This window comes from Apibacter sp. B3706 (assembly GCF_011082725.1).
Lineage (GTDB): Bacteria > Bacteroidota > Bacteroidia > Flavobacteriales > Weeksellaceae > Apibacter.
The window spans coordinates 92,411-105,700 of the sequence record NZ_CP049715.1 but is presented as its reverse complement, the minus strand read 5'-3'; the positions used below and the strand labels follow the sequence as shown (position 1 = coordinate 105,700).

At 34.1% G+C, this 13,290-nt stretch carries 9 protein-coding genes; 2 read left to right on the top strand and 7 right to left on the bottom strand.

Features of this window, described 5'->3' with window-relative positions:
• Positions 1-120 precede the first annotated feature (120 nt).
• The gene (gene der / locus G8C41_RS00485; protein WP_105296731.1) at positions 121-1,428 is read left to right on the top strand and encodes a ribosome biogenesis GTPase Der; all 1,308 of its coding nucleotides are present in this window, start codon (positions 121-123) and stop codon (positions 1,426-1,428) included.
• A gap of 66 nt (positions 1,429-1,494) precedes the next feature.
• On the opposite strand, the gene G8C41_RS00480 is transcribed toward der, so the two are convergent.
• The 7 genes from G8C41_RS00480 to G8C41_RS00450 all read right to left on the bottom strand — a co-directional run bounded on the left by G8C41_RS00480 (position 1,495) and on the right by G8C41_RS00450 (position 11,347).
• Positions 1,495-2,835: a quinol:cytochrome C oxidoreductase gene (locus G8C41_RS00480; RefSeq protein WP_166005779.1), complete on the bottom strand. Its 1,341-nt coding sequence runs from the start codon at positions 2,833-2,835 to the stop codon at positions 1,495-1,497.
• A 7-nt stretch (positions 2,836-2,842) separates the two neighbouring features.
• Positions 2,843-3,484 (bottom strand): c-type cytochrome, encoded by a 642-nt coding sequence (locus G8C41_RS00475; RefSeq protein WP_166005778.1) that lies wholly within the window; start codon positions 3,482-3,484, stop codon positions 2,843-2,845.
• Positions 3,468-4,010 (bottom strand): DUF3341 domain-containing protein, encoded by a 543-nt coding sequence (locus G8C41_RS00470; protein ID WP_160541743.1) that lies wholly within the window; start codon positions 4,008-4,010, stop codon positions 3,468-3,470. Before G8C41_RS00470 ends, G8C41_RS00475 begins: the two co-directional genes overlap by 17 nt.
• Positions 3,997-5,397 carry an NrfD/PsrC family molybdoenzyme membrane anchor subunit gene (gene nrfD, locus G8C41_RS00465; RefSeq protein WP_105296886.1) on the bottom strand — a complete coding sequence of 467 codons (1,401 nt, stop codon included), beginning with the start codon at positions 5,395-5,397 and terminating at the stop codon, positions 3,997-3,999. The genes G8C41_RS00470 and nrfD overlap by 14 nt, the downstream gene beginning before the upstream one ends.
• A 19-nt stretch (positions 5,398-5,416) precedes the next feature.
• Positions 5,417-8,608 carry a TAT-variant-translocated molybdopterin oxidoreductase gene (locus G8C41_RS00460; protein WP_166005777.1) on the bottom strand — a complete coding sequence of 1,064 codons (3,192 nt, stop codon included), beginning with the start codon at positions 8,606-8,608 and terminating at the stop codon, positions 5,417-5,419.
• 26 nt (positions 8,609-8,634) lie between these two features.
• On the bottom strand, positions 8,635-9,957 hold the full coding sequence (locus G8C41_RS00455) for a c-type cytochrome (protein WP_166004643.1): 1,323 nt from the start codon (positions 9,955-9,957) through the stop codon (positions 8,635-8,637).
• A gap of 259 nt (positions 9,958-10,216) precedes the next feature.
• Positions 10,217-11,347: an ATP-binding protein gene (locus G8C41_RS00450; protein ID WP_166005776.1), complete on the bottom strand. Its 1,131-nt coding sequence runs from the start codon at positions 11,345-11,347 to the stop codon at positions 10,217-10,219.
• 322 nt (positions 11,348-11,669) lie between these two features.
• Here G8C41_RS00450 and dnaB point away from each other — a divergent pair, with 322 nt between their 5' ends.
• Entirely contained in the window at positions 11,670-13,226 is a 1,557-nt protein-coding gene (gene dnaB / locus G8C41_RS00445; protein WP_105296738.1) for a replicative DNA helicase, read from the top strand.
• The last annotated feature ends 64 nt before the right edge of the window (positions 13,227-13,290 follow it).

Genomic DNA, 13,290 nt, shown 5'->3' with positions numbered 1-13,290 from the left:
AGAGCATAATTTATTGAATACAAACATTTAAAACAATTATTATAATAGCGTCAATAACGTTTATATACTCCATATATAAATCTGCTATTTATTTTTATTTACCTTTGCAAAAAATATGATATGTCAAATATTATAGCGCTTGTAGGAAGGCCTAATGTAGGAAAATCTACTCTTTTTAATCGATTACTACAAAAGAGGGAAGCAATTGTTGATAGTGTGGCCGGGGTTACTCGTGATCGGCATTATGGAAAAAGTGACTGGAACGGAGTCGATTTTACTGTTATTGATACCGGAGGTTACGTAGTTGGATCAGAAGATATTTTCGAAGAAGAAATAAGAAAACAAGTTGAACTTGCTGTAGATGAAGCTTCTGCGATTATATTTTTAGTTGATGTAACAGAAGGCATCACCGATATGGATAAAGAGGTTTCCAATCTTTTAAGAAAAACAGACAAACCTGTCTTTTTAGTTGTTAACAAAGTTGACAATGCTATGTTGGAAACGGAAGCCATGGAGTTTTATTCATTGGGAATGGAGAAATATTATACTATATCAGGAATGACGGGTAGCGGTACAGGAGACCTGCTGGATGATATAGTTGCCACATTTAAAGAAGATGATTATGTAGACCCTTTTGAAGGCTTGCCGAGAATAACCATTGCAGGAAGGCCTAATGTGGGAAAATCAACGTTTACCAATGCTTTATTGGAAAACGAGCGTAATATCGTAACAGATATAGCCGGTACTACCAGAGACAGTATCGAAACCTTATATGAAAAATTCGGATATAAATTTGTATTGATTGATACCGCCGGTATGCGGAAAAAAACTAAAGTAAATGAAAACCTTGAGTTTTATTCCGTAATGCGTTCCATACGTTCAATTGAGGATTCAGATGTTGTAATCTTAATGATAGATGCAACCTTAGGTTGGGAAAAACAAGATATGAACATCTTATTTTTAGCCCAAAAATACCGAAAAGGAGTTGTTATCGTCGTTAACAAATGGGATTTAGTTGAAAAAGAAACCAATACCTTAAAACAATTTGAAAATTTTATAAAAGAAAAGATTGCTCCATTTACGGATGTACCCGTCATTTTTACCTCGGCTATTACTAAACAGCGTGTGTATAAAACGGTAGAAACTGCCATGAAAGTTTATGAAAATCGTTCACGCAGGATCAAAACCAGTAAATTAAATGAAGTTATGCTTCCTATAATTGAATCTACACCTCCGCCAAGTATAAAAGGTAAATATATAAAAATTAAATACTGTACTCAGCTTCCCACCAGAACTCCACAATTTGCATTTTTTGCAAATCTGCCGCAATATATCAAAGAACCCTATAAACGATTTATTGAAAATAAATTACGTCAAAATTTTGAATTGACAGGTGTACCGATTGAAATATATTTCAGACAAAAATAAATTCCATAATAAATAAAAAGCATCTCATAATAGAGATGCTTTTTTTATAATAAATACTTTTAATGATTAGAAAGGATATTCAAATAATTCACTTTCATGATAGTATGGATTACCTTTAGCTTCTAAATTAAGCTTACTTATAGAATACATTACAGTAAATATAAATAATCCCAACATAAAAATAAAAGCCCCAATTTCTAATAGTCCTATACCCCAGAAAGCACCAACTGTTCCCGGCATAATAATATTAAACATATCCAAATAATGACCGAATAGTACCACACAAGCCATAATAGGGACAATGACATAATTTCTCTTCACTTTACTGCTTACTAATATCAAAAACGGTAAAACTAAATTCGGAATCAACATGGTAAAATAAGTAGGTCCATATAACTTGTATCTTCCAAAGAAATATACCGTTTCCTCAGGAATATTAGCATACCAATACAACATAAATTGCGCAAACCACAGATAAGACCATAAAAGACTAAATCCAAACAAAAATTTAGCAAGATCATGCATATGATTATCGTTAAATGCCGGTAAAAAACCTTTCTTTTTCAGATATATGGAAATAATCAACATCACTCCAACAGAAGAAACCAAACAGCTGATTAATACATACCACATATATAAAGTAGAATACCAATGAGGATCAATGGACATTAACCAATCCCATGCCCAGCAAGCGGAAGCCAAAGCAAAGAAAACAATAGCACCTACGCTCCAGTTATAAACTTTTTTATAATCGGAAACATCTTTAGTTTCGTCCAACTTTCTAGTTAGAGATTTTATTTTCCATAAAAAGAAAATACATCCGGCTACATAAATCAGAGTTCTAATAACAAAAAACGGTCTATTTAAAAACGGTTCCTTAGATTTTATAAGTAAATCGAAATGCGAAGAATTAGGATCGGTTAAAGACGGATCCATCCAATGATATAAATGATTAAGTCCTCCGTGTTCACCACCATATGATGAAAGAAGAATAAATATGACCATTAATAAGCCGCCAACAGGTAAAAATGAAGCTATACCTTCCATTACTCTGATAACAACAATAGACCAACCGGCATTACCTGCATGTTGCACAGCAGCAAAAAACAAGGCGGTAGCTGAAATACCAAAAAATAACATCAAAGAAACAAAAAATGCCGACCACGGTCTGTTATGAATCTGATGTTCAGCATGTTCAATATGTTCTTTGGAGTGCGAAACATCTCCTTTATAAACTGAATTCATGGGTTGAGCTCCCGCTAATTCTTCATTATGATGTAAAATTTCCTTAACAGCATGTTCATCTATACGTGAATTCTGATAATACCCTATACCAAAGGCTATCAATCCTACTACGATTAATACTATGGACGTTAATTTAAGACTTGATGAAAATGTATATCTCATAGCTGTATTATTGTTCTGTTGTTTGTGTCTGTTCTGCAGAGTTTGATGTTGCAGAAGGTTTAAATTCGTTTATTACATATTCTGCAACTCTCCACATATCTCCGGGTAAAAGTTGCCCCGCATAAGATCCCATGGCATTTCTTCCATGTTCCATAACATAATGTACAGATCCGACTGTTATATCCCTATCCTTATAATTAGGTACTCCCGAAAATGCTCCGGATTGAACAATATCACCTTGTCCGTCTCCGGCTGTACCATGACAAGCCGAACATGTTTTTATATATAAATCTTTTCCTCTGTCTAAGTCCTTATCTATGTTTAAAGGGTTTAGCGGTGAAACCGTTATTTTTTTAGAAGCATCATATCCTTCAGGGGTATTTGGCAAATCCATAGGTAGAATTCCTTCGGGATTTTGAGCTATGGTTCCGGGTACAGGCGCTAATGCGGTTGCTCCTCCTTGTTTTGAAAATAAAGGAACCGTCGTGCCTTGTTCCCCATAAGCAATTACTGCCTCTTGATAAGGATCATAGGCTACCGGATAGTACATATCTGGAAAATAAACCAAACTGGGTTTTTTCTTACTACAAGAAATTATAAACAAACTTCCTGTTATAGCAAAAAGAATATATTTAGTTATTTTTTTCATCTTCAATTTTTTTTACAGTTATTTCCTCAACACCTGTAGCAATCAAAATTTCCTTTACTTGGTCGTAATTTTGATTAGAAATTTCAACTAAAAATTTATCATCGGTAGTCCTTGGATCAGGATTTTGAGCTTTTTGTCCCGGATAATGCTTGTTTAAAATAAGGTATGTTATGGACATAAGGTGAGCGGCAAAAAATACAGTCAGCTCAAACATAATTGGAATAAAAGCAGGCATATTTTCTGTCCAAGTAAAACTCGGTTTTCCTCCTATATTTTGCTGCCAATCATAATTCATCGTATACCAAGTAAGCACAGAAGCAACAGCTAACCCCATAGCTCCATAGAAAAAAGCAAATTCAGACATTCTCGATTCTTTTAATCCCATTGCCTTATCTAATCCATGTACCGGAAAAGGTGTATAAACTTCATTAATTTCAATTCCTCTATCACGAAGTTGCTTAACCCCATCTATAAGGAGATCATCATCTCCGTATAAACCGTAAATAATTGTCTTAGTGGTGCTCATTTTCTAAATGATGTTTTTTATACCCTTCACTTGATGTTTTTATAATTGTCTTCAATTCTGCCTGCGCTATAACAGGGAAAGTCCTTGCATATAATAGATATAATACTGAAAAGAAACCTATTGTTCCAATGAATATTCCTACGTCTACAAAAGAAGGTTGGAACATTGTCCATGCACTCGGTAAATAATCACGTGACAGATTGATAACAATAATGTCAAATCTTTCAAACCACATACCGATATTTATAACAATGGAAACAATGAAGGTCCATAGAAAATTTCTTCTTAATTTTTTTATCCAAAGAGAAGCAGGAATTAATACATTACAAAGGATTAATAACCAAAATGCCCACCAATATGGTCCAGTGGCAGCTCCAACTGAGAAATAAGTAAAATCTTCATATCTGCTACCTGAATACCATCCGATAAAGAATTCTGTAATATAAGCTACTGTTACCATTCCTCCCGTCACAACAATTACAATATTCATATATTCGATATGCTTTTGAGTGATATAATCCTCTAAATGACATACTTTTCTCACCACGCTAAGCAAGGTTTGAACCATAGCAAAACCGGAAAATATAGCACCCGCAACAAAATACGGCGGATATACTGTTGAATGCCATCCTTTAATAACTGAAGTTGCAAAGTCAAAGGAAACAATGGTATGAACAGAAAAAACTAAAGGAGTTGCAAGACCTGCCAAAACTAATGAAACTTCCTCAAATCTTTGCCAATGCTTGGCTTTTCCTCCCCATCCAAAACTTAATATAGTATAAATCTTTTTAGTTACCGGTTTAACCGCTCGATCTCTAACCATGGCAAAATCAGGAATTAGTCCGATATACCAAAAAACCACAGAAACCGAAAAATAGGTACTGATGGCAAATACGTCCCATAATAAGGGGGAGTTGAAATTGGGCCATAAAGTTCCGAACTGGTTAGTTATAGGAAATACAAAATAAGCTAACCATATACGCCCCATATGAATACATGGGAACATGGCAGCCTGAACCACCGCAAAAATAGTCATGGCTTCCGCAGAACGGTTAATGGAAAGTCTCCATTTTTGACGGAAAAGCAATAATACAGCAGAAATCAAAGTTCCTGCATGACCTATCCCTACCCACCAAACGAAATTTGTAATATCCCATCCCCAATTTATCGTTCTGTTTAGTCCCCATACCCCTATTCCGGTACCTATCGTATAAGCGATACACCCTACACCATAGATAAAGGCTACTAAAGCAATATAAAAAGCAAACCACCAAAGTTTCCCGGCTTTGGTTTCAATAGGACGGGCAATATCTTCCGTAATGTCATGATAGGTTTTATCCCCTAAAATTAACGGCTCGCGAATAGGTGCTTCGTAATGTCCTGACATAGTAACTTTCTTAAAATTTTTATGATTCTTTTCTATTCCTAATTTTGTGCTGATAGAATACATTAGGTTTTGTACCTACTTCTTCTAACAATACATATTTCCTTTTATCTTTTGATAGCCTTGCAATTTCTGATGAAGGATCATTAATATCTCCAAATTTAATTGCTCCGCTAGAACAAGCCAGTGAACATGCTACCTGGAATTCTCCATCTTCCACTTTTCTGCCTTGTTTTTTAGCCTCTAAGATGGTAGCCTGAGTCATTTGTATACACATGGAACATTTTTCCATGACTCCTCTGGAACGAACAACGACATCAGGATTTAATACCATTCTTCCTAAATCATTATTCATATTATAGTCAAACTTATTGTTAAGCGCGTAGTTGAACCAATTGAAACGACGTACTTTATACGGACAGTTATTGGCACAATAGCGTGTTCCTACACATCGATTATAAGCCATATGATTTTGTCCTTGTTTTCCATGAGAGGTAGCCGCTACCGGGCAAACCGTTTCACAAGGTGCATGATTACAATGTTGACACATCACCGGTTGGAAAATTACATCCGGATTAGTTGGATTAGGCTCAATTAATTCCTTATACATAGGAACTTGATCCAAATTTTCCAAAATTTCTTCTTTTTGCTCTATTTGCTTTTTAGAAGAATAATATCTGTCTATCCGTAACCAATACATGTCTCTTGACATCCTTATTTCTTCTTTTCCAACTACGGGAACATTATTTTCGGCTTGACATGCTATAATACAAGCACCACATCCGGTACATGCATTTAAATCAACTGAAAGGTTAAAATGTGGACCGTCTGTACTGTCATAATCTCTCCATAGATCTACTTTATTCATAGGAACTTCTCCTACGTATGAATCCATTTTTAACGGCTCATTCCATTTTTTAGGATCCTCGTTTAAGAAAGTATCTAAGGAAACTTCTCTTGCTATTTCATACCTGCCCATTAAGGTGCCTTGCATTTGCATTGACGCAAATTCATGAATTCCTTGAGTCGGTTTAATAGTTATATTATATTGAATTAAATTAGAGTTAAGATAAAAAGGATAGGCATTTATTCCGGTTTGACCAACTTTTCCGGATTTTGATTGACCGTAACCTAAGGCTAATCCAATCGATCCTTTAGCCTGTCCCGGTTGAATTAATGCCGGAACACTTTTTATTACTTTTCCATTAACCGTTAAATCTACTAAGGAACCATCCAATTGCATTCTGCCATTGGTCTCATTCTTAATTCCTAATTGTTTAGCATCTTCTAATGAAATTGTAATATAGTTATCCCATGCTAGACGAGAGATAGGATCCGGCAACTCTTGCAACCAAGGATTATTTGCTTGAACTCCGTCTCCAATAGCTGTTTTAAGATATAAGTTTAATTCAAATGTTCCCGCTTTAATAGCTGCTAAGTTAGACAATGCCTGTTCAGCATTTCCTCCGATTACATTTAATTCTGTAATTTCGGATGTTTCATTGTATCCATTATATAAAGCCTGATTAAAACTATAACCTAATTTAGTTCCTAACTGCGTTTGCCAATATTGTTTTAAATAATTATAATAAGCATTGGTTTGCTGAGGTGTTGCTGTAGTAGTATAGGTAGAATTAAACGGAGTGGTTGCATCTTGAACCGTATCTTTTTTAGATTGAGTAGCTAAAGAATCAACCGAAGGAGTCGAACCAACGGGAGCAATTGTGATATTTTCTTTAACCGCATTTGTTTGTAATCCCGCATTCCTCCAAACCAATAATGAATCTTGGAATTGACGTGTATCAAAAATTCTTTGGATGGTTGGTTGTGATAATAAGTAAACCCCTGTTGCCGGATTTAAATCTCCCCATGATTCTAACCAATGGGGAACCGGTGCAATGGCTTTACATATAGAAGCTGTTTCATTTTCATATTCTGAAAGAGATACAGAACAATTCACCTTTTTAAATAAATCTTTCAGTTTTTCTCCCTCTGAGTATGAATAAATCGGATTGGTATTAAAGTTAAGTAATACTCCAACTTGTCCGGTTGACAACCAAGATAGTAGTTCCGAAAAACGAGCATCATTGGATTCTTTAGTCAATAATACTTTATCTTTTCTAACTGCTAATGAATTTAATTTTTGATTTATCAGATTGGCTATCACATAGGCTGATTTATCGCCTTCCGCAAATACAACCGCTTTTGAACCTTTTTTTGTGAGTTCTTTAGCTATTTTTTGAGCAGTAGGATTGGAAGAAGTTCCATCCAATGCTTTGTACACTTCGCCCAATAATTTTTGAACTTCCGAAGGTTTTAACGGCATTCTTTCATCGGAACTAGCCCCTGATAAACTTAAATTGGGTTCAATTTGAATATGCTTAAGCATAGTTTTCCCCGGGGTTTTGGCTTTCGCATAATCTGCCTCAAAATGCCCTCCATTCCAATCATTCAAAAAATCAGCACCAAAAGAAACCAATAATTCGACTTTAGTTAGATCATATAATGGTAAAGCTCTTACTCCATAAACTTCTTCAGCAGCATCTAAAGCCGGTGAATACGAAATCGCATCGTAAACGACATGTTCTGTGCTTGGGAATAGGGTTGTAAAATCCTCAATGATTTTTTTAGTGGAGGGAGAAGGAAAAGATGGTGTTAAAATTACAATCTTTTTACCCGAAACCTTAGCTGCCTGTAATTCTTTATTTACATATTCATCTAATGATTTCCAATCAGTTTCAGATCCATTCAGTTTAGGTGCTTTAGCTCTGTTATTGTCATATAATGAAAGAACAGAAGCTTGACTTCTGGCGGTGCTTTCACCAAAAAAGGCTGCATTTTTATTACTTTCAATTTTAATGGGTCTTCCTTCCCTTGTTTTAACTAAAACACTGGCAATGTCAAATCCATTGTAAAGAGTTGAGGCGTAATAACTGGGTACTCCCGGAATGATACCTTCGGGTTTAACCACATAAGGTACCGATTTAATAATTGGAGCTTCACAGGCTGCTAAAGTTACAGCTGCTGTTCCAAAACCTAAGAATTTTAAGAAATCTCTTCGAGAAGTTTTTGTAGAATACATTGCTTGATCATCTCCTAAAAATTCATCGATAGAAAGCTCTTCTACAAATTCATTTGCTGCTAATTTCTCTGGTAGTGAAGGATCTTGTAATTCTTCTAAACTCCTAAATTTTATTTTATCTTTTGAAGCCATAATGATCTTCTGATGATTTTAATTAATTAATAATGACATTTACCGCATTCTAAACCTCCTATGGCATCTACCGTTATTTTAGATTTATCTTCTCCATATTCTTTCTTCAATTTTTCATGAAGTTTATTGAAGTAAGCTGCATTATATCCATTGGTCATATCGACTTCTGTGGTACGGTGGCAATCTACACACCATCCCATTGTGAAATCATTCGCCATTCTTACAACATTCATGGTATCTATGGAACCATGACAGGCTTTACATACCACGTCAATTTGATGGTTCGGGTTCTTTTTATTGAAATCGGCTATTATTGTTTTTTCTCCTGCCACTACGTGTTGTGAGTGATTAAAATATACGAAATCCGGCATATTATGAATTCTTTCCCATTTCACCGGTTTTTGTTTACCTGTGTATTTTTGGTTTTCTTCATCCCAACCAATATGGTCATAAATTTTCTTAATTTCAGCAGTATAGAATTCTTTAGATTTGCCCGGTTCGATATATTTTCCGGTATATTCGCTGATATTTCTATGACAATTCATACATACACTTAGAGAAGGAATTTCGGAAACTTTTCCATATTTTGCTCCGGAATGACACAATTGACAATTGATTTTATTTTCTCCTGCATGAATTTTATGTGAAAAATAAATAGGTTGATCCGGTTCATAACCTTTATCGACTCCTATTCCCATCAACCAAGCCCATACTCCGTAAAAAGATAAAGCCAATAGTAAAGTTACCAATCCATACAAGACCCCTTTGTATTGTACATAAAATTGTGAAAAAGTTCTAATTCTTGTAGATTCAAGTTCTGATAATTCAGCGCTAGAAGTTTTTAGTTTTACTAGTTTGTTGATTTTCAGTAAGGTAAAAATCAATATTACCCCTATTGAGGCAAAGGAAAGTAAAATATAGTTAAGATCATTTGATGTTTTCTTTTCAACTACGGCGGGAGCAGCTTCTTCCGGTGGAGCCGGTGGATTTTCAAGATAGGCTAAAATATCATCGATATTTTGTACTGATAATCTGCCTTCGAAAACATCCATAGCAATTTGATTGTTCTCTTCGAAGATTTTATTCGCACGCTTATCTCCACTTTTTCTTAAGGCTTCATTATTCATGATCCATTTTTGGATCCATTCTACATCAGCGCCTTCTTCAGTTAATTTTGTTACAATTCCTTTTAGTGCAGGTCCTGTAAGTTTTCGGTCTAACGCGTGACAAGCGGTACAATTGTCTTTGAATAATTTCTCTCCATTCTTTACATCTCCATTTACTTTCTGCGCTAAAACAGAAACACTTGTAAAGAGAGTCAGCATACAGACTGCTATAATTTTATTCATAATAATTGATTTCAATTGAATGAAACTTATTTATAATATAATTGTCCCATTAAAAGCGACTTATGCAAAAATAAAAATATGCTCTATATTGCCAAATGTTTTTTTTAACATATCTTTTAGTTTTTGTTAATTTGTAATTATTCTAAATAACGATCGCTTTTATCTAGCTGTTAAACAGCTTATTAAATTGAAATACACGCAAATAACCTTTCTAAAAACCAGATGAAAAAACAGCTTTTTTTATCTTATACGGCAAAATTTACTCATTTTTTCTAGCCAAAAATCGTGTTAATTTAATACCCATATCTAAAAAAATGATTTTAGCACTTCCATTTCTTTCAATATGAAAAAATGCGTTATTAATTTCTTCTAAAATATCTTCTATATTTTTCCCGTGAACAAAATGACTAAAATTATCCCATTTAAAGTTTTCATATGTTAATGGATTATTTACTAAGCTTGATGATTCGTAATTTTGAAGTAAGGCTTGTCTAAAAGTTTCGGCACAAAATTGTAAGAAATTCTTTTGTTTTTCTCTACCCCAAGCAGATATTTCTAAAGACCAATCTACTATTTCTCTTAAAAATTGTGGTTTTTTAGGAGCCATGACCGCTGCACGGTTCCATCGAATAAAATATTTCTCGAATTCTTCTTGTAAGGTATTGTTTTTTATTAGCTTACAAGCTACATCCCAATCGCCTTCAGCCCTTTTTGCTAAAATATCGGCCGTTTCTTTGTCTAAGGAAAACCTATTTTGTAAATGATCGGATATTTCATTGTTTTCCAAAGCATTAACAGTTATTTTTTGACAACGAGACAATATGGTTGGAAGAATTTTTTTATCATCTTCAGCAATGAGTATAAACAAAGTTTTAGCAGGCGGTTCTTCCAATATTTTAAGTAATTTATTGGCAGCTTCTACTCTCATAGTTTCTACCATCCAAACTATTTGAACTTTATAGCCTCCTTCAAAACTTTTTAAGTTTAGGTTATCAATTATATTTTCTATTTCTTTAACAGAGATGATCCCTTGTTTTTTATCTTCATTAATATATGCATACCATTGATTTATATCCCTATAAGGATCTTCGATAATAAACTCCCTAAACTGTTTAATGTAGTCAGAGCTTATGGCTTCTTTTTTTTCTGTTGAATTATTAATGGTAGGAAAAGATAAATGCAAATCGGGATGTTGCAATTGATTAATCTGTAATAAACATTTTTCAGATTGTTTGCAAATAACTTCTGAAGCATAGGCAAGTGCAAGCGGTAAAACTCCGTAACCCGGTTTTCCTATATACAGTTGCGCATGGCTAATTCTATCTTCCTTGATTGAATTTTGCAATTGCTTTTTTAAATATTGCTGGCCTATTATTTCATCCCATTTCATGTAAACAAAGATAGATCAACTTTTCTAATTCCCTTACCTTTATATAATAATTGAATTATTTGACAAGTTTACTTTTTTTATCTCAGGCTTAATTAATTTAGTTTTATATAGACAGGAAATCGATAGCCGGAAATCGTTTACATTATTTACTAAAACGAATAGAAGGCAGTATATCTCAAAATTGTTCATAAGTTGTTTAGATGAATTTACATATATGAATAATTATTGCAATAGTTTATTGAACGTTACATCTGACTTCTAAAAAAATTGTTTAGAAAAAAGATAGGTCTACCTTATAATTTTGCATATTTTTGAAACTGATATGGAACAACTAGAATCTAAATACAATAAAATTCCTAAATCCAACAAAATCATTAACTTAGAAAAAGGAAAGCTTCCCCCTCAAGCTATTGATTTAGAAGAAGCTGTACTAGGTGCCATGATGATCGATAAAAAAGGGTTAGATGAAATTATAGATATTTTATCTCCCGAAGTATTTTATAAAAGAGAGCACCAACTAATTTATGAAGCCATAGAAGATCTTTTTAAGCAAACAGACCCTATTGATATTCTTACTATATCCAATAAATTACGATCTCAAGGTAATTTAGACGCTGCAGGAGGAGATTTTTATTTGATTCAACTTTCCAACAAAATATCTTCTTCGGCTCACATTGAATACCACTCAAGAATTATTCTTGAAAAATATATACTTAGGAAACTTATTGAAATATCATCTAATATGATTGAAAAATCGTATGATGAAACTTCAGATGTTTTCGATTTGTTGGATTATTCTGAAAGTCAGTTATATGAAATTACCAACGGTACTTTGAAACGAACATTCAATGAAGCGAAAAATTTAGTTTCCAATGCTTTAAAAAAGATTAAATCTTTAGAATCTAAACAAGGGATGAGCGGTATTCCTTCCGGATTTAAGCATGTGGATAAAATTACTGCCGGTTGGCAACCTTCGGATCTTATAATTATTGCAGCAAGACCCGGTATGGGTAAAACGGCTTTTATTCTTTCCATGGCCAGAAATATTGCCATAGGGGCTGAAACTCCTATCGGTGTATTTTCATTAGAAATGTCCGCGGAACAATTGATGATGCGTATGATATCCAGTGAAACCGGAATAGAATCTGAAAAGTTGAGAAAAGCGAATTTATCCGAATTAGAGTGGCAACAACTCTATTCCCGTGTTAATAAATTGGAAAATGCGCCGATATTTATAGATGATTCTCCCGGGATTTCTGTTTTCGATTTAAGAGCTAAAGCTCGTAGACTTGTTTCTCAGCATGGAGTAAAAATGATTATGATCGATTACCTCCAATTAATGTCGGCAGGAGGAAAAGGTATAGGAAATAGGGAGCAAGAGATCGCTACGATTTCTCGTTCATTAAAAGCTATTGCTAAAGAGCTTGAAATACCTGTTATAGCACTTTCGCAGTTATCCCGTTCTGTGGAAACTCGAGGAGGAAGTAAAAAACCTTTACTTTCGGACTTGAGGGAATCGGGGGCTATTGAACAGGATGCCGATATTGTAACCTTTATATATCGACCGGAATATTACAAATTAGATACTTGGGAAGACGGAACACCTTGTACAGGTCAAGCAGAATTTATTATTGCAAAGCATAGAAACGGTGCTCTGGAAGATGTTCGATTGCGTTTTACGAGTTCTCAGGCTAAATTTTCGGATATAGATGAAGATTATTTTTCCGTACAGGAAAGTATAAGTTCTACCACTTTTGAAAGTAAAATCAATGATGAAACTTCATTTGACAGTTCCATAAATATTCCATCTATTAATCCTAGCGATTCGTTTGGAATTGATGATACTATTGATGATCAGGATTCTGATATGCCTTTTTAAAACTTTGGCAGCATCTTGTGAGTCTTCTGCGTATTTTTAGCATTTAAATCAAGTATACTAAAAA

Coding starts and splice junctions, on each gene's coding strand:
- der (WP_105296731.1), top strand. CDS start 121: ATGTCAAATATTATAGCGCTTGTAGGAAGGCCTAATGTAGGAAAATCT.
- G8C41_RS00480 (WP_166005779.1), bottom strand. CDS start 2,835: ATGAGATATACATTTTCATCAAGTCTTAAATTAACGTCCATAGTATTA.
- G8C41_RS00475 (WP_166005778.1), bottom strand. CDS start 3,484: ATGAAAAAAATAACTAAATATATTCTTTTTGCTATAACAGGAAGTTTG.
- G8C41_RS00470 (WP_160541743.1), bottom strand. CDS start 4,010: ATGAGCACCACTAAGACAATTATTTACGGTTTATACGGAGATGATGAT.
- nrfD (WP_105296886.1), bottom strand. CDS start 5,397: ATGTCAGGACATTACGAAGCACCTATTCGCGAGCCGTTAATTTTAGGG.
- G8C41_RS00460 (WP_166005777.1), bottom strand. CDS start 8,608: ATGGCTTCAAAAGATAAAATAAAATTTAGGAGTTTAGAAGAATTACAA.
- G8C41_RS00455 (WP_166004643.1), bottom strand. CDS start 9,957: ATGAATAAAATTATAGCAGTCTGTATGCTGACTCTCTTTACAAGTGTT.
- G8C41_RS00450 (WP_166005776.1), bottom strand. CDS start 11,347: ATGAAATGGGATGAAATAATAGGCCAGCAATATTTAAAAAAGCAATTG.
- dnaB (WP_105296738.1), top strand. CDS start 11,670: ATGGAACAACTAGAATCTAAATACAATAAAATTCCTAAATCCAACAAA.